Origin of the sequence: Microbacterium forte (genome assembly GCF_031885415.1) — a bacterium.
GTDB classification, from domain to species: domain Bacteria; phylum Actinomycetota; class Actinomycetes; order Actinomycetales; family Microbacteriaceae; genus Microbacterium; species Microbacterium forte.
The window spans coordinates 3593213-3610863 of record NZ_CP116871.1 but is presented as its reverse complement, the minus strand read 5'-3'; the positions used below and the strand labels follow the sequence as shown (position 1 = coordinate 3610863).

The following is a 17651-nucleotide window of genomic DNA, read 5'->3' as shown; positions in this document are numbered from 1 at the left end:
CGCCGACCGATCCCCTCCGCCTAAACTAGACAGGTGCCATGGAGTCGCCGGGTGTTCTCGCTCTCACTAGCCGACCGCAAGGCAAAGCTGGTGCAGTCGAGAAGGCGACCCGGTCGCTTCGAGCTCAGCGTGGATGGAATTGCGCAGTCCGTCGTCTCGATCACCGAACCCACCTCCCTCGAGTACAGCTACACCCAACACATCGCCCGCGCAATGGATGCCGCCGCCGAGCCGGATGCGCCGCTGTTCACCGTGCATCTGGGGGCCGGAGCACTCACGCTGGCACGCTACGTCCAGGCGACGCGCGCCGGATCACCTCAGCTGGTGGTGGAGTTCGAACCCGCGCTCTACGCCGCCGTCATCGACGCGCTGCCCTTGCCTCCCGGGTCTGACATACGAGTCATCCTCGGTGACGCTCGGACGGTCGCGGACGCCGCTTTTCCGAATGAGAAGACATCGCCGGTGCAGTCATCTCCGTCCCCCGGACTTGACGACACAGCGAGTTATCGCACCGCAATCGACACCGATTGGGTGGAGGCGTGCTTCACCGTCGTCGATCTCTGGGATGCGGCCGTCATCCGGCATCGTGTGGCCAGCCAGGAGTTCTACCGCCGGGTCGCCGCGCGCTCCGCAGCAGCGGGCGTGGTCGCCGTGAACCTGCTCGACGGGCATCCGTTCGAATACTCACGACGACAGGCCGCGACCCTGAGCACCGTGTTCGATCACGTCGCTGTCGTGCTCGACACAGAGCCGGAAGATGCGGAAGGGCCACTCGGCAACGTCGTCATCTTCGCGAGCGATGAGCCGCTCGACAAGGTGACCGCCTCCGTTTTGCTCGACACACCGCGACCTCATCTCCTCCGCGATGGCGCTCTGACGTCGTGGATCGATGAAGCGCGCATCATGACAGATGCCGACGGCACAGACTCTCCCGATCCCGACGACCCCCTCTGGGGCTAGCGCACCGTGTGCGGACGTCCTCCGACAGGACGTCCGCTTCCCGCCAGCGGCTCGCCCGCGCGAGGTGTGAAAAGTCGACCCGACATGGCGAAGAGCCGCCCGGACCCGAAGGTCCGGACGGCTCGTCGTTGTTCGAGCGGAATCGCTTACTGGTACGACTTTACGATCTCGAGGAGGCTCGGCACGTTGGCGTACGCCTCAGCGGCGTTCTCCTTCGTGACGATGATCGGATCGAGCAGGTATGCCGGAACGATCTTCGCGCCGTTGTCGTACGACTCTTCGTCGTTGACATCGACGGTCTCGCCCGCCTGCAGCTGGCCGACCATCTTGATCGACTGCTCGACGAGCAGCGCGGTGTCCTTGTTGATCGTGGAGTACTGGATGCCCTCCATGATCGACTTCACCGACTCGACCTCGGAGTCCTGACCCGTGACGACCGGAACCGGCTTGCCGGCCTGCTGCACCGACGTGATGATGGCGCGAGCAAGGGTGTCGTTCGGCGACAGCACACCGTCGACCACCGTGTCACCGCTGTACGACGAGGTCAGCAGCGTGTCCATGCGGTTCTGCGCGTTCTCCGGAAGCCAGCCCTCGGTCGCGGTCTGCGCGATCTCGGTCTGACCGGACACGACGACGAGGTTGCCGTTGTCGATCTCCGGCTGGAGCACGTCCATGGCGCCGTCGAAGAAGACCTTCGAGTTGGCGTCATCCGGCGAGCCCGAGAAGAGCTCGATGTTGTACGGAGCCTCGTGGCCCGCACGCTCGGCGAGTCCGTCGAGCAGAGCCTGGCCCTGCAACTGGCCGACCTTGAAGTTGTCGAACGCGACGTAGTAGTCGACGGCCTCGGTGTTCTCGATCAGACGGTCGTACGCGATCACGTACGCGCCGGCATCCTTGGCGGCCTGCACCTGGGTGGCGAGCTGCTTGCCATCCTTCGCGCCGATGATGATGACCTTGGCACCGTTGGTGACCATGGCCTGGATCTGGTTCTGCTGCTCGGCGACCGTGTTGCTCGCCGGAGCGTACTGCACGTCGGCCTTGAAGCCGGCCTCTTCGAGGCCGTCCGTGAAGAGCTGACCCGCGAGGACCCAGTTCTCACTGGTCTTGTCGGGAAGCGCGACACCGATCGGGGAGCCTGCTTCGAAGCCTGCTTCGGCCTCTTCGCCGGATCCCGTGTCGGTTCCGCCGCCGCGCTCACCGGAGCAGCCCGTGAGTGCGAAGGCAGCCGTCGCGACGAGCGCTGTCGCTGTGACGATGATCTTCTTCATGTGATCTCTTTCTGTGTGATGTGACGGATTCTGCGTGCGAGCACTGCGCGGAGATTCCGCTTACTCGGCCCTTGTCTTGTCGACGGGAGGGGCTTGGTAAGTCCTGTTGGGTTCGAACGTCTCGGTGGCCGGGTCCTGCTGGCGGCTCGAGCGACGCATCATGAAACCGATGAGAGACGGGCGGCCCTGCTGCTTGTTCCAGACGTCGATGCCGACCGCGAGCAGGAGCACGAGGCCCTTGATCATCGAGACGACGTCGGCACCCTGGCCGAGCAGAGCGAGACCGTTGTTGAGGAACGCCATGACAAGACCACCGATGATCGATCCGATCACGGTGCCGATGCCACCGGCGACGGCGGCGCCACCGATGAACACGGATGCGATGGCGTCGAGCTCCCAGCCGGTGCCGTCGTTCGGTCCGGACGCCTGCGAACGGGCGACGAAGATCATGCCGGCGAGGGCGGCCATCATCGACATGTTCATCATGACGAAGAAGTCGACCCAGCGGTCCTTCACACCCGAGAGGCGTGCGGCCTGACGGTTGCCACCCACGGCGTAGATGTGACGGCCGAACACGGTGTTGCGAGTGATGAACGAGTAGATGATGACCAGGGCGAGCAGGATCAGACCCGGAACCGGGAAGCTCGTGCCGGGGCGACCGGTCGCGAACATCCACGCCGCGGCGAGGACGACGACCGAGAGCAGCACGACCTTGACCACGCTGACCCACAGAGGCGCACTGTCGGAGCCCATCTTGTGCTGCTGGCGACGGGTGCGGATCTCCCAGAAGACCAGCCACGCCACGGCGACCAGGGCGAGGAGCATCGTCGGCACGTTGAAGTCGAGCGGAAGCCCGACCTCGGGCAGATAGCCGGTGCCGATCACCTGGAAGCCCTTGGGCACCGGAATCGTCTGAGCGTCACCGATCCACTGCTGCGCGCCGCGGAAGAAGAGCATGCCGGCGAGCGTCACGATGAACGCGGGCACCCCGACATATGCCACCCAGAATCCCTGCCAGGCACCCACGAGGGCACCCACACCGAGGCCCAGGAGGATCGCCGCCGGCCAAGGGAGGTTCCAGTCAGCCATCGACTTCGCGACGATGATGCCGGTGAATGCCGCCACCGAGCCGACCGACAGGTCGATGTGCCCCATGATGATGACCATCACCATGCCGATCGCGAGGATCAGGATGAACGAGTACTGGTTGATGACGTTGATCAGGTTGCCCGAGGTCAGCGTCGCGCCGTTCGGCCCGTTGCGGAGCAGCGTCAGGATCTCGAAGAGGGCGATGATGACGATGAGGCTGCCCAGGATGCCGAACTGGCGCAGCGACGAGGTGCCGTTGCTTCCGAACATCTTGCGGATGTCGCCGAAGTGGAAGCCGCGCTTCGTTGTCGTGAGGTCGGTGGTCATGCTGATGCTTTCTGAGTCGCGGAGGTCATGCTGCGCATGAGGGCCTCGGGTGTCGCCTGGTCGGCCGGGATGCAGTCGGTGACCCGACCTTCGAAGACTGTGTAGATGCGGTCGGAGATGCCGAGCAGTTCGGGCAGCTCGCTGGAGATGACGATGACTCCCTTGCCCTGCGAGGCGAGCTCGTTGATGATCGCGTAGATCTCGTACTTCGCACCCACGTCGATGCCGCGGGTGGGCTCGTCGAGGATCAGCAGGTCGGGGTCGGTGAACATCCACCGCGCCAGCACGACCTTCTGCTGGTTTCCTCCCGAGAGCTTGCCGACGCCCTCTTCGACGCTCGGCGTCTTGATGCGCAGCGCCTTGCGGTAGCGCTCGGCGACCGAGTACTCCTCGCGCTCGTCGACGACGCCGCGCTTCGAGATCTTCGACAGCTTGGCCGCCACGACCGACCGCTTGATGGTGTCGAGCAGGTTGAGGCCGAGCACCTTGCGGTCCTCGCTCACGTACGCCAGTCCGTGCTTGATGGCGGACGAGACGTCGGGGATCGAGATCTCCCGGCCGTCCTTGATGATCTGTCCGCCCTGGAAGTTGCCGTAGGAGCGGCCGAAGATGCTCATCATGAACTCGGTGCGGCCCGCGCCCATCAGCCCGGCGATGCCGACGACCTCGCCGCGGCGGACGTTGAGGTTCGATCCCTTGACGACCATGCGCTCGGAGACGGTCGGGTGCTGCACCCACCAGTCCTTGACCTCGAAGAACACCTCCCCGATCTCGGGGGTGCGGTCTGGGTATCGGCTCTCGAGCGAGCGTCCGACCATCCCGCGGATGATCCTGTCCTCGTTGATCTCACCGCGCGAGATGTCGAGCGTCTCGACCGTGCGACCGTCGCGGATGATCGTGATCTCGTCGGCGATCTGCTCGATCTCGTTGAGCTTGTGGCTGATCATGATCGACGCGATGCCCTTGGCCTTGAGGCCGAGGATCAGATCGAGCAGGTGCTGCGAGTCGTTCTCGTTCAGCGCCGCGGTGGGCTCATCGAGGATGAGGAGCTTGACGTCCTTGTTGAGGGCCTTGGCGATCTCGATCAGCTGCTGCTTGCCGACACCGAGCGTCTTGATGGCCACGTCGGGGTCTTCACGCAGGCCGACGCGAGCCAGCAGCTCGACCGTGCGCTGGCGCTGTGCGCGCCAGTCGATCTTGCCGAAGCTGCGGATCTCGTTGCCGAGGAAGATGTTCTCGGTGATCGAGAGCTCGGGGATCAGCGCGAGCTCCTGGTGGATGATCGCGATTCCGGCCTGCTCGCTCGCCGCGATGTCGCGGTAGCGCTGCTCCTCGCCGTAGAGCAGGATGTCCCCCTCGTACGTGCCGTAGGGGTACACGCCGGAGAGGACCTTCATCAAGGTCGACTTCCCGGCGCCGTTCTCCCCGCAGATCGCATGGATCTCGCCTGCGCGGACGGTGATGGACACGTCGGACAGCGCCTTGACACCCGGGAACTCCTTGGTGATGCTGCGCATCTCCAGGATGGGGCCTGACACGACCGGCAACGTTGCTGTGGTGCTCACAAGATCTTCCTCGCGACGGGCGGTCACCCTCGATGTGACCGTTCACATTGGATTACATAGTCTACGCTCGCCGAGACGCTGTCAAGACCACGAGCCAAATTGTGGCTCTATCGAGGTGCGGACGATTCCCTCGTGCGCAGGGTGGTCTGGAGCGGCCCGAACTCGGGCACCTGCTCACCCCGGATCTGCGCGAGCAGGATCCGCACCGCCCGACGCCCGAGCTCGGGGAAGTCCTGATGCACGGTGCTCAGAGTCGGCGCGACATGCGCGGCGACGGGGATGTCGTCGAAGCCGACGACGCTCACATCCTCGGGCACGCGGACGCCGGCATCCCGGAAGCCGTGCATCAGACCGATGGCCATCTGGTCGTTCGCGACGAACACGGCCGTGAAATCGCGGCGGCGCGACAGTTCCTTGCCCGCGAAGTAGCCGAAGTCGGCCGTCCAGTCGCCGCGGATGGGCGGGAAGGTCGGAAGATCGGCTTCGCGCAGCGCGTCCAGGTACCCGCGCATGCGCGACTCTGCCTCGATCCAGTCCTGGGGCCCTGCGATGTGGATGATGTCGCTGTGTCCGAGCCCGATCAGATGCTCGGTGGCGGCGCGGGCACCGGCGACCTGGTCTGCCGACAGCGTCACCCCGTCGGAGCCCGAGGCGGTCTGCAGCGATACGAACGGCATCTCGACCGCCATGCCCTTGAGCACGTGGAACGCCCGCACCTGCGGGGCGAGCACCACGATGCCGTCGACCTGCTCGCGCGCCAACTGGCGCAGGGCGTTGCCGATCGCCTCCGGCGTCGTGGCCGAGAGGTTGAGCGTCGAGACCGAGTACCCCTCCTCGCGCGCGGCATCCTCGATGCCGACGATCGAGGACGTGGGTCCGAACTCCCCCACGGTCGCCGCGAGGATGCCCAGCATGTTGGACTTGCTGGTCACCAGTGCCCGCGCTGCGAGATTGGGACGATAGTCGAGCACCGCGATGGCGTCGAGCACCTTGGCCTTGGTCTCGGGGCGGATGCTCGCGTGATCGTTCAGCACCCTCGAGACCGTCTGGTGCGACACCCCCGCGAGTCGAGCGACGTCGCGGATGCTCGGCATCCGGGCACGCTCGGAGGCAGTCGACATCACAGACCTCCTTGTATGTGCACGGTCACATCGTCCCTTCATTATGTACGCCAGGCGCGCCGAACGCACGTCGCTGACGTGAGGGGGCGGCGGGGCGGGTCAGGCGAGGATGCGCGCGCCCGGCACCGGGCCATGCACGTGCAGCGACTCGAGCCCGTGCTCGCGCAGCAGCGACTGCACTTCCTGCGCACCCTCGGGGCTCGCGCAGAGGAGTGCGACGGTGGGCCCTGAACCGGACACGATCCCCTGCAGCGCACCGGCATGGATGCCACGCAGGATCGTCGTCTCGAGTTCCGGCCGCTCGTGCAGGGCGGCTTCCTGCAGGTCGTTGTAGATGCTCTCGGACAGCAGGTCCGGGTCTCCCGAGCGCAGCGCCTGCAGCACGGGCGCCGGAACCTCGAGCGACAGCGGCGGATCGTCGGCGAGCGCGCCCTCGGCGTCACGCAGGGCATCGAGCCGCGCGTACACGACCGGCGTCGACAGGCCCTCGTCACTCGGGACGAGCACCCAGTCGAAGCGTCCCCTCGCCAATGCCGGGTTCAACTGGTCTCCCCGACCGGTGCCGACGGCGGTGCCGCCGTGCAGCGCGAAGGGCACATCGGCACCGAGGCGTGCCGCGAGCTCGTGCAGGCGCGCCGTCGAGAACCCGGTGCCCCACAGCGCATCGCAGGCCACGAGGGCGGCAGCGGCATCCGCTGACCCGCCTCCCATGCCTCCGGCGACCGGCACGCTCTTGCGGATCTCGAGCGCCACCCCGCCGCCGTACTCGGCTGCGGTCGCGAGCAGCTTCGCCGCCCGCATCGCGAGGTTGCGATCGTCCAGCGGCACCGTGTCGGGATCGTCCACGCCCGACACCGTGATCGAGAAGTCGTCGGCGTGCCTGGCGATCACGTCCTCATAGAGCGACACCGCCTGGAACACGGTAGCCAGCGCGTGGTACCCGTCGTCGTGACGGCCGCCCACGCCCAGGTAGACGTTGATCTTGCCCGGCGCGCGCACGTGCACGGAATCGACGGGGGCGGCGAAGCTCATCTCGGTCTTCCCGTCACAGCTCCGTGGACGACGCCCACAGGTCGACGTCGATGGCGCCGGCCGCCTCATCGATGCGGCTGAGCTCGTCGGCCGTGAATGCCGGTCCGTTGACGGCGGCGATGTTCTCGTCGAGCTGCTCGGGGCGCGATGCCCCGACCAGTGCGGAGGCGACCACCGGGTTGCGCAGCGTCCACTGGATCGCCATCTGAGCCAGCGACTGCCCCCGCCCCTCGGCGATGGCGTTGAGCGACCGGAGCGTCTCGACAGCGGCATCCGACAGCGGAGCATCGGGCAGTGACCCGCGCTTCTGGGCCCGGGCTGCGGTGCCGTCACCGAGGTACTTGTCGGTGAGGAGCCCCTGCGCCAGCGGGGTGAAGGCGATCGCGCCGACGCCGGACTGCTCGAGCTTCTCGGTGAGCCCGTCTTCGACCCAGCGGTTGAGGATCGAATAGGCGGGCTGGTGGATGACGAGCGGGGTGCCGAGCTCGGTGGCGACGGCGACGGCCTCGGCCGTGCGCTCGGCGCTGTACGACGAGATGCCCACGTAGAGCGCCTTGCCCTGACGCACGAGCGTGTCCAGGGCTCCGATGGTCTCGGCGACCGGGGTCACCGGGTCTGCGCGGTGCGAGTAGAAGATGTCGACGTGGTCGAGACCCATGCGCGTGAGCGACTGCTCGGCACTCGCGAGGATGTACTTGCGGCTCCCGAGGTCGCCGTACGGCCCCGGCCACATGTCCCAGCCCGCCTTCGACGAGATGATCAGCTCGTCGCGATAGGGGCGGAAGTCCTCGGCGAAGATGCGACCGAAGTTCTTCTCGGCGGAGCCGTAGGGCGGTCCGTAGTTGTTCGCGAGGTCGAAGTGGGTGATGCCCCGGTCGAACGCGTGGCGCAACAGTGCGCGCTGGTTGTCGAGCGGGATGTTGTCGCCGAAGTTCCACCACAGGCCCAGCGAGATCGGCGGCAGGTAGAGCCCCGAGGAGCCGACCTGGCGGTACTCGAAGTGCTGGTAGCGGCTCTCGTCGGCAGCGTACGGCCGGTGGAGCTCAGGGACGTTGGGACGGAAGCGGGGAGACTCGGTCACCGTGCCAGGTTAGCCGGTGATGGCGGTGTCTTCGATCTGGGCGACGTGCCGCGCAATACGGTGATAGTCGTCGACCGTGAGATCCTCGCCGCGGGCGGTCGGCGCGACTCCTGCCGCGATCAGGATCTCGGATGCCGCGGCCGAGCTGCCGAAGAGCTCGGACAGCGCCTGACGCAGCATCTTGCGGCGCTGGTTGAAGGCGGCATCCACGATCGTGAAGGTGAGTCGGCGCTCATCCTCCGTGCCGCGCTCGCCCTCCGACCGGTCGAAGCCGACGAGGAGGCTGTCGACGTTGGGCACCGGCCAGAAGACCTGACGGGACACGGTGCCCGAGAGCCTCCATTCGCCGTACCAGGCCGCCTTGACGCTCGGGGTGCCGTAGATCTTCGACCCTGGCTTGGCCGCGATGCGCTCGGCGACCTCGGCCTGCACCATCACGACGCCGCGCTTCAGGTACGAGAAGTTCTCGAGGAAGTGCAGCAGCACGGGGACGGAGACGTTGTAGGGGAGATTCGCGACCAGCACGGTGGGTTCGCCGGGCAGCTCGGTGATGCGCAGCGCGTCGGCATCGACAACCGTGAGCCTCTCGGCGGGAACGCCGTGCTCGACCGCGGTCTGGGCGAGTCGGGCTGCGAGCCGGTGGTCGATCTCGACGGCGGTGACGGATGCCCCGGTCTCGAGGATCGCGAGGGTGAGCGAACCGAGCCCCGGCCCGACCTCGACGACCCGCTCCCCCGGCTGCACGCGGGCGGCGTGCACGATCTTGCGCACGGTGTTCGCGTCGACGACGAAGTTCTGTCCGAGCTTCTTGGTCGGGGTGACGTCGAGCTCAGCGGCGAGGCGGCGGATCTCGGTGGCGCCGAGCAGGGTGACTGTCATTGCTCCATTGTCCCCCACCCCTCACCGGTGTCCGAACCCGCCAGTAGTCTTCTGTGGTGCCCTCCCTCGGTGAACTGATCGCGCCCCGTCGGATGGGCAGGGATTTCCGCTGGCTGCTCGCATCGTCGTGGACGAGCAACGTCGGAGACGGCGTCGCTCTGGCGGCCGCTCCCCTGCTCATCGCCTCGATGACGTCATCGCCGATCCTCGTCGCCGCCGGCGCGATCATGCAGTTCCTTCCGTGGCTGCTGTTCGGGCTGCACGCCGGTGCGATCGCCGACCGGTTCGACCGCCGACGCCTCGTGATGTTCGCCAACGCGGCGCGGGCCGTGGTGCTCGCAGGTCTCTGCGCGTTCCTGCTCACCGGCACGGCGAACATCTGGATCGTGCTCGCTGTGGCCTTCCTCTACGGCACGGCAGAGGTCTTCGTCGACACGGCGGGAAGCACGCTGCTGCCGATGCTCGTGAAGCCCGCCGATCTGGGCATCGGCAACGCGCGTCTGCAGGCCGGGTACCTCGTCGCGAACCAGTTCGCGGGTCCTCCGCTGGGAGCCTTCCTCTTCGCCGCGGGCACGGCGTGGCCCTTCCTGCTCGAGGTCCTCTGCGTGCTCCTCGCGGTCGTGCTGATCTCGCGCATGGCCCGCACGCCGGTGCCGCCCCGGGCGACGGGCGACGCCGAGAAGACGCACGTGCACACCGACATCGCCGAGGGCCTGCGGTGGCTCTGGCAGAACCCGCCGGTGCGGATGCTCGTGCTCATCATCCTGGTCTTCAACGTGACCTGGGCGGCCCCCTGGGGCGTGCTCGTGCTCTACGCCACCGAGCACCTGAACATGGGCGCCGTCGGCTATGGAGCGCTGACCACGGCGTCCGCCGCCGGTGGCATCCTCGCCACGCTGTGCTTCGGGTGGCTCGAACGACACGTGTCGTTCGCGACGCTCATGCGCGTCGTGCTTTCTCTCGAAGTGCTGATGCACCTCGCCTTCGCGCTCACCAGCACCGGGTGGGTCGCGCTCGTGATCATGTTCGTCTTCGGCGCCTACGCGTTCATCTGGGGCACGATCTCGACGACCGTCCGTCAGCGCCTCGTGCCGCCCGAGCTGCAGGGCCGGGTCGCCTCGGTCAATATGGTCGGCGTGTTCGGCGGCATGGTGATCGGACAGGCACTGGGCGGCGTGATCGCGCAGTTCTGGGGTCTCACCGCTCCGTGGTGGTTCGCGTTCGTCGGCGCTGCGCTCACACTGCTGTTCGTGTGGAAGCCGATCTCGCAGATCGTGTCGGCGAAGCCGGTCTCCGACACGCAGGCGATCGAGACTCAGTCGAACGAGCCGTAGACCCGCAGGGTGTTCGCGGCGAGCTGGGCAGAGAGCTCGTCGACCTCGATGCCGAGCTCGGCTGCCATGAAGCGCACCGTGATCGGCACGAGATACGGGGCGTTCGGCCGGCCGCGCAGCGGCGTCGGGGTGAGGAACGGCGCGTCGGTCTCGACCAGGATGCGATCCAGCGGTGTCACCTTCAGCGCGTCGCGCAGATTCTGCGCGTTCTTGAACGTGACGTTGCCCGCGAACGACAGGTGATATCCGGCATCCGCACAGATCCGGGCCATCTCGTCGTCACCCGAGAAGCAGTGGAACACGGTCCGGTCGGGGGCACCCACCCGCGTCAGCGTCTCGAGGACCGCGTCATGCGCGTCGCGGTCATGGATCTGCATCGCGATGCCATGCTTCTTGGCGAGCGCGATGTGCGCCTCGAAGGACTCGAACTGCGGTGCTCGGCGCTCGGGCTCGGTGCGGAAGAAGTCGAGCCCCGTCTCGCCGATCGCCCGCGTGCGGGGGTGCGCGGCGAGCTCGTCGATCACCGCGATGGCCTCATCGAGGCGCCCCTCTTCGGCGTAGGCAGGCGCGTCGTTCGGGTGGATCGCGACAGCCGCGAGCACACGGGAGTCCGATTCCGCCGCCTCGACCGCCCACCGAGAAGACTCGATGTCACCCGACGCCTGCACCACCCCGGCGATGCCCACGGCCTGGGCCCGATTCAGCTGCTCGGTCAGCGACAGCGGCTCATCGCCGTCGAGGATCTCGAGATGCGCGTGGTTGTCGTACACGGGCACGGACAGCGGCTCGGGGGCCGCCGGATACCGCAGGTTCTTGCGTCCCTCGCCGTCTCGCTGCTGCACGTACGTCATGCTCAGGCGTTGGACTCCACACGCGGGAACAGCGGGCTGAGGCCGTTGACGCTGGTTCCGGGGCGCAGCGCTCCCCAGGCTCCGGCCTCACGGATCGGCTGATCCTGCAGACGTCCGAGGCTCTCGGCAGCGCCGAGGGCGACCCAGAGCTTCTCCGTCGACTGCGGCATCACCGGCGAGAGCAGCACCGCGAGCGCACGCAGGCCCTCGGCGCAGGTGTAGAGCACCGTGCCCAGACGGCCGCGCTGAGCCTCGTCTCCGCTGTTCGCCTGCTTGGCCAGCGCCCACGGCTCGTTCGCGGTGATGTAGCCGTTCAGCGCATCGACGATCGTCCAGATCGACGAGATGGCCTCGTCGATGCGGAACTGCTCGATCGCGGCATCCGCGTTCGACGCCGCATCCGCGACGATCCTCTGGATCTCGAGATCCTTCTCGGTGTAGTCGGCGGGGGGCGGCACGATGCCCTCGAAGTACTTCTCGATCATCGCCGTGGTGCGCGAGGCAAGGTTGCCGAAGCCGTTCGCGAGCTCGGCCTGGTAACGGGCCGAGAGGTCCTCCCACGAGAACGACCCGTCCTGACCGAACGCGATCGCGGAGAGGAAGTAATAGCGGTACGCGTCGGAGCCGAAGACATCGGTGATCTCGGTCGGTGCGATGCCGGTGAGCTTCGACTTCGACATCTTCTCGCCGCCGACCAGCAGCCAGCCGTGCGCGAACACGCCCTTGGGCACGTCGAGCCCGGCGGCCATCAGCAGCGCGGGCCAGATCACCGCGTGGAAGCGCAGGATGTCCTTTCCGACCACGTGATAGGCGGGCCAGCGGCGGTCGAACGTCTCCGGATCGGAGCCGTACCCGACGGCGGTGGCGTAGTTGAGCAGCGCGTCGACCCACACGTAGATGACGTGCGACTCGTCCCACGGCAGCGGGATGCCCCAGTCGAACGTCGAGCGCGAGATCGAGAGGTCCTTCAGCCCCTGGCTGACGAAGGAGACGACCTCGTTGCGCGCGGAGTCGGGGCGCACGAAGTCGGGCTGCGTCTTGTAGAGCTCGAGCAGGCGGTCCTGGAACTCGCTGAGCTTGAAGAAGTAGTTCTTCTCCTGCAGGAGTTCGAGGGGCTTCGAGTGGATCACGCACACCTTCAGACCCTCGAACGGACCTGTGCCGTCGACGATCTCGGACTCGGGCTTGAACTCCTCGCAGCCGACGCAGTACAGCGCCTCGTACTCGCCCGCGTAGATGTACCCGCGGTCGTACAGACGCTGGAAGAACGTCTGCACATTGGTCTCGTGGCGCTCCTGCGTGGTGCGGATGAAGTCGTCGTTCGCGACATCGAGGGTCTTCAGCAGCGGGAACCACGCCTCGGTGACGAGTTTGTCGACCCACTCCTGCGGGGTGACGTTGTTCGCCGCCGCCGCGCGGAGCATCTTCTGGCCGTGCTCGTCGGTGCCCGTGAGCATCCACGTGTCATCGCCGCCCTGACGGTGCCAGCGCGCGAGCGCGTCGACCGCCACCGAGGTGTACCCGTGACCGATGTGAGGCACATCGGAGGGGTAGTAGATGGGCGTGGTGATGTAGAACGATTCGCCTGCGGGCATGGGGACAATTCTAGGTGGGATGCAGGGGGTCGTTACGCTCAGGCGACCGAGACCTCGATGCGATGCCACCCCTGAGCGCCGTCGGGCACGACGTCGGCCGGATCCGAGGTCTGCGTCTCGCCGTCGGCGCTGATCGCCCGGCACTCGATCGTGTGCGCTCCGCTCTCGGCCGACCAGTCGAGGCGCCACTGCACCCAGGTGTCGTCGGAGATCGCGGTGGCGAGCTCGGCCCGACGCCATGCGCCCTCGTCGATCCGCACCTCGACGCCCTCGACTCCCACATGCTGCTGCCATGCCATGCCGGCGATCACGGCGTCACCCGCCTCGATCCGAGTCCCGCGACGGGGCACGTCGATGCGCGACTGCAGCTTGATCGGTCCGCGCTCCGACCACCCGCGGTCGGTCCAGTACGCGGTCGCCCGGTCGAACCGCGTGACCTCGAGGTCGGTCACCCACTTGGTCGCAGAGACATAGCCGTAGAGCCCCGGCACCACCATGCGCACCGGAAAACCGTGCTCGATGGGCAGCGGATCACCGTTCATGCCGACCGCGAGCAGGGCGTCGCGGTCGTCGGTGAGAGCCTCGAGGGGTGTCGAGGCCGTGAATCCGTCGGACGAGGTCGACAGCACCATGTCGGCGTCCGGGTCGACGCCCGCCCGCGCGAGGAGCTCGCGCACCGGATGCCCGAGCCACAGGGCGCTGCCGATCAGGTCTCCGCCCACCTCGTTCGACACGCACGCGAGCGTCACATGCGACTCCTGCATCGGCAGGGCGAGCAGTTCGTCCCACGTGACCACGATCTCTCGGTCGACCATCCCATGGATGCGGATCGACCAATCGGCCGGGTCGATGCGCGGCACGATCAGAGCGGTGTCGATGCGGTAGAACTGCGCATTCGGGGTGACGACGGGCGCAAGCCCCTGGATGTCGAGTTCTGCGGCGACCGGCACTGCCGGGGCCGGCGTGGCGGCCTTCGGCAGGCGCAGTGTGGACCGCACCGCCTCGATGGACCGGGTCACGCCGCGGGCCGCGTTGCCGATGGCGAGCGCCACGATGCCGGTGGCTGCGACGCCGACGGTCCACAGGAGGAACTGTCGGCGCTCCTCATGCTCGGCGCGGAGATACGGCACCGGGTGCACCTTGCGCATGAGCAGCCGCAGCGCGACGACCGCCGTCACTCCCGCGACGAGGCCGGGGAGCCAGGCGAACGGTCCCGCACCAGGACGGATCATCGCGGCCACCAGAGCGAGCACGCCGAGAGCAGCGAGGATCGTCGACCCCACTCCCGCCCGGCGGGATTCCAGGATGCCGGCGAGCGCCGCCAGTCCTGCCAGCACGATGGCGATCCCGGTGAGGAGCGCGACCTTGTCGCCGGTGCCGAACAGCGCGATCGCGGTGTCCTTCGCCCAGCTGGGCGCGAGGTCGATGAGCCCGCTGCCGATCACGGCGAACGGACTCGCGCTCGGTTCGACGATGGCGGCCACCAGCTCCGCCAGGCCGACCGCGACGACCGCCGCACTCAGCCCGGCGGCCGCCGATCGGAGCCTGTCACCGCGCGTCGTACGGGTTGCATGGCTCATGATCCGAGGGTAACCCCGGGGCAGAGCCCCGGGGTCGTCCGGCTCAGAGCCCGTTACGACGCGCGACCTCGCCGAGCCAGGCGAGCGACGGCTTCGGCGAGCGCTCGAACGTCTCGTGGTCGAAGCCGATCAGGCCGAAGGTCGGACGGAATCCGCTCGCCCACTCGTAGTTGTCGAGTGCACTCCAGTGCTGGTACGCCTTCACCTCGATGCCGTCGGAGATCGCCCGGTGCAGACCCTCGAGCGCGCCCTGCGTGTAGGCGATGCGACGAGTGTCGTCGGCGGTCGCGATGCCGTTCTCGGTCACGAGCACCGGCACTCCACCGCTGCGCTCCCAGGCGCTGCGCACGCCCATCTCGAGCGCCTCGGGGAAGAACTCCCACCCGGTGAGCGTCGTCTCGACATCGTCGGCGACCGGCCGCGGCCCCTCGGGTCCGATGAAGGTGCGCGTGTAGGCCTGCACGCCGACGAAGTCGTCGCCCGCCGACTGGTCGAGGTACCAGTGATCGCGCGGGTCGCCGTACTCGGCGAGCATCTCGTCTGCGCCGGGCTCGCCGGTGGAGTGGAAGGCCTGCGTGGCGATCGTCCATCCGGCCTGCACGCCCGGGACGGAGTGCAGGATCTCGGTCGCACGGTGGTGCGCGTCGAGCAGCGTGTCGGCGACAGCGAGGTCGGGGTTCGGCAGTCCGAACGCGACGAGGTTGGCCGCATCCTCACCCCCGGCGAGCATCGCCGCGATGTTCGGCTCGTTGATCGTGCAGACGTAGGTCACGCCCTCGAGGATCGGCAGCACCGTCTCGACGTAGCGCGAGAACAGGTCGACCGCGTCGTCCGCACGCCAGAAGCCGTCCTTCTGGAACCACTGCGGCACGGTGAAGTGCATCAGGGTCACCGTGGGGTCGAGCCCGTTCTCGCGAGCCGTGTCGATCATGCGGCGATAGTGATCGAGCATCGCCCGCGAGACGAACCCGCGCTCGGGCTCGATGCGGGCCCACTCCATCGAGAAGCGGTACGAGTTCAGACCGGCGTCCGCCAGCAGCCGCATGTCCTCCGGGTACCGGTGGAAGTGATCGGCGGCGTCGCCCGAGGGCTCCACCATGGGCGAGCCGGGAGCATGCTCCATGGCCCACCAGTTGCTGGTCGTGTTGTTCCCCTCCACCTGATGGGCTGCGGTCGCAGCGCCCCAGAGAAAGCCGTCAGGGAATGTGAGCACGAGTGCTCCTTTCGTCTTGCGATGGTCTTCGGTCAGCGTTCGGCCCGTGCCGGGTTCGGCACCGCATCCAGCAGCTGGACCGTGTACGGGTCCTCCGGATGCTGAAGCACCTGAGATGTCTCGCCGCGTTCGACGACGCGGCCGCTGTTGAGCACGAGGATGTTCTCGGTGACGAGACGCGCGCTGAGCAGGTCGTGCGTGATGTAGAGCATGCTGATGCCCCACCGTTCGCGCAGATCCTCGAGCAGCGCGAGCACGCCGGCTCGGAGCGACACGTCGAGCATCGACACGGGCTCGTCGGCGATCAGCACCTGCGGATCACTGGCCAGAGCCCGGGCGATGACGACACGCTGACGCTGGCCGCCCGAGAGCTGGTGCGGCAGCTTCGCTGCGAACTGCTCGACCGGCGTCAGCCCCACCGTCTCGAGCAGCTCGAGCACGCGGGCTCTCGCCTCCTGCCCTCGCAGCGGCGTGTAGTTGCGGATCGGTCGGCTGAGCGCGTACTCGACCGTGTGCAGCGGATTCAGCGCGGCATACGGATCCTGGAACACCATCTGCACGTCCTTGCGCAGATCGCGGAGGCCCTTGCGGCCCAGCATCGCGACGTCGACGTCACCGAAGCGCACGGTGCCCTCGGTCTGCTTCTCGACCCCGGTGATGAGCTTCGCGATCGTCGACTTGCCCGACCCCGACGCACCCACGAGCGCCAGCGCCTCACCGGGCTCGAGACGGAAAGACACGTCGTCGACCGCCGTCACAGGCTTCTCCCCCCGACGGGGGGCCGGGTAGCGCTTGGAGACGCCCTCGACCACGATCGCGGCATCGGCTCGTCGGGTGTCGCGCTGCGACACCGTGGGCAGGGTCTCGGTCAGATCGGTGCGCGAGTGCCCCTCGCGACGCCGGGTGCCGAGGTCGACGAACCCGGGGATCGAGATCGACTCGGCCCGCGGGTCGGCGTAGTGGCTCAGCAGCATCCGCGTGTACTCGTCCTGCGGGCGGTGCAGGATGTCGAGGCTCGGCGCGTCTTCGACGATCCGCCCCTCGTGCATGACCATCACGCGGTCAGTGGCCTCGAGCACGATGCCGAGGTCGTGACTGATGAGGATCGCGGTGAAGTGCTCGGAGCGCTGCAGGTCGCGGATCGTGTCCATGACCGCGTGCTGCACGAGCACGTCGAGCGCGGTGGTCGGCTCGTCGAACACCATGAGCTGCGGCTCGAGCGAGAGAGCCAGGGCGATCGACGCGCGCTGGCGCATTCCGCCCGACAGCTCTCCCGGGTACCGCGACAGCACGAGAGGGTCGAGACCCACCTTGCCGACCAGTTCCTTCGCCCTCGCATCCCGGGCGTCTCGGGCCACATGCCCGTGCGCGGCGAAGATGTCGCGGAAGTGGTTGCCGATCGTGCGGACGGGGTTCAGCGCGTTCATGCCCGACTGCAGCACCATCGCGAACCCGCCCTGACGCTGTCGACGCAGCTCCTCGGCGTCGAGGTCGCGGATGTCGCGGCCGTCGAACAGGATCCGCCCGTCGCTGATGCGAGCCGGCGGCTTCTGCAGCCGTGTCAGCGCGAAACCGAGCGTGGACTTGCCCGAGCCCGACTCGCCGACGAGGCCGACGAACTCGCCCCGACGCAGCGTGAACGACACGTTCTCGACGGCGGTGACCGGCGTCGCACCCGGCGAGGCGTACTCGACGGACAGGCCCTGGACATCGAGCAGGACGTCGTTCGTGGTCGCGGGGGTGTTCGCTTCCATGG

At 67.5% G+C, this 17651-nt stretch carries 14 protein-coding genes; 2 read left to right on the top strand and 12 right to left on the bottom strand.

Going from position 1 to position 17651, the window contains the following annotated elements; translation table 11 throughout:
• Positions 1–33: 33 nt before the first annotated feature.
• Complete coding sequence (locus OB895_RS17510; protein ID WP_311878453.1) at positions 34–960, top strand: polyamine aminopropyltransferase; 927 nt, start codon at positions 34–36, stop codon at positions 958–960.
• A 146-nt stretch (positions 961–1106) separates the two neighbouring features.
• On the opposite strand, the gene OB895_RS17505 is transcribed toward OB895_RS17510, so the two are convergent.
• From OB895_RS17505 to rsmA, 7 genes are all read right to left on the bottom strand, one after another.
• A complete protein-coding gene (locus tag OB895_RS17505) occupies positions 1107–2228 on the bottom strand; it encodes a substrate-binding domain-containing protein (RefSeq protein ID WP_042537406.1) in 1122 nt (373 codons plus the stop codon).
• A 60-nt stretch (positions 2229–2288) separates the two neighbouring features.
• Positions 2289–3644, bottom strand: a complete 1356-nt coding sequence (gene mmsB, locus OB895_RS17500; RefSeq protein WP_042537404.1) for a multiple monosaccharide ABC transporter permease — start codon at positions 3642–3644, stop codon at positions 2289–2291.
• The gene (gene mmsA, locus OB895_RS17495) at positions 3641–5161 is read right to left on the bottom strand and encodes a multiple monosaccharide ABC transporter ATP-binding protein (protein ID WP_042537456.1); all 1521 of its coding nucleotides are present in this window, start codon (positions 5159–5161) and stop codon (positions 3641–3643) included. Before mmsA ends, mmsB begins: the two co-directional genes overlap by 4 nt.
• Before the next feature lie 155 nt (positions 5162–5316).
• Positions 5317–6330: a LacI family DNA-binding transcriptional regulator gene (locus tag OB895_RS17490; protein WP_042537402.1), complete on the bottom strand. Its 1014-nt coding sequence runs from the start codon at positions 6328–6330 to the stop codon at positions 5317–5319.
• A gap of 99 nt (positions 6331–6429) precedes the next feature.
• A complete protein-coding gene (locus tag OB895_RS17485; RefSeq protein WP_042537400.1) occupies positions 6430–7362 on the bottom strand; it encodes a 4-(cytidine 5'-diphospho)-2-C-methyl-D-erythritol kinase in 933 nt (310 codons plus the stop codon).
• A gap of 13 nt (positions 7363–7375) precedes the next feature.
• A complete protein-coding gene (locus tag OB895_RS17480; RefSeq protein WP_311878451.1) occupies positions 7376–8443 on the bottom strand; it encodes an aldo/keto reductase in 1068 nt (355 codons plus the stop codon).
• Positions 8444–8452: 9 nt separating this feature from the next.
• Entirely contained in the window at positions 8453–9322 is an 870-nt protein-coding gene (gene rsmA, locus OB895_RS17475) for a 16S rRNA (adenine(1518)-N(6)/adenine(1519)-N(6))-dimethyltransferase RsmA (RefSeq protein WP_079113230.1), read from the bottom strand.
• 56 nt (positions 9323–9378) lie between these two features.
• On the opposite strand from rsmA, the gene OB895_RS17470 reads away from it, so the two are divergent.
• Positions 9379–10656 (top strand): MFS transporter, encoded by a 1278-nt coding sequence (locus tag OB895_RS17470; RefSeq protein WP_228385542.1) that lies wholly within the window; start codon positions 9379–9381, stop codon positions 10654–10656.
• Here OB895_RS17470 and OB895_RS17465 read toward each other — a convergent pair.
• Genes OB895_RS17465 through OB895_RS17445 form a run of 5 tightly spaced genes read right to left on the bottom strand, consistent with a single transcriptional unit; the run spans position 10638 to position 17649 of the window.
• Positions 10638–11507, bottom strand: a complete 870-nt coding sequence (locus OB895_RS17465) for a TatD family hydrolase (RefSeq protein ID WP_311878449.1) — start codon at positions 11505–11507, stop codon at positions 10638–10640. The two genes, OB895_RS17470 and OB895_RS17465, sit on opposite strands and share 19 nt — an antisense overlap.
• Positions 11508–11509: 2 nt before the next feature.
• Positions 11510–13102, bottom strand: a complete 1593-nt coding sequence (metG, locus tag OB895_RS17460; protein WP_042537390.1) for a methionine--tRNA ligase — start codon at positions 13100–13102, stop codon at positions 11510–11512.
• Between the two features lie 38 nt (positions 13103–13140).
• Complete coding sequence (locus OB895_RS17455; protein ID WP_042537388.1) at positions 13141–14682, bottom strand: molybdopterin-dependent oxidoreductase; 1542 nt, start codon at positions 14680–14682, stop codon at positions 13141–13143.
• Positions 14683–14725: 43 nt separating this feature from the next.
• Entirely contained in the window at positions 14726–15895 is a 1170-nt protein-coding gene (locus tag OB895_RS17450) for a glycoside hydrolase family 1 protein (RefSeq protein ID WP_311878445.1), read from the bottom strand.
• Positions 15896–15927: 32 nt separating this feature from the next.
• The gene (locus tag OB895_RS17445) at positions 15928–17649 is read right to left on the bottom strand and encodes an ABC transporter ATP-binding protein (protein ID WP_156145860.1); all 1722 of its coding nucleotides are present in this window, start codon (positions 17647–17649) and stop codon (positions 15928–15930) included.
• Positions 17650–17651: the final 2 nt, after the last annotated feature.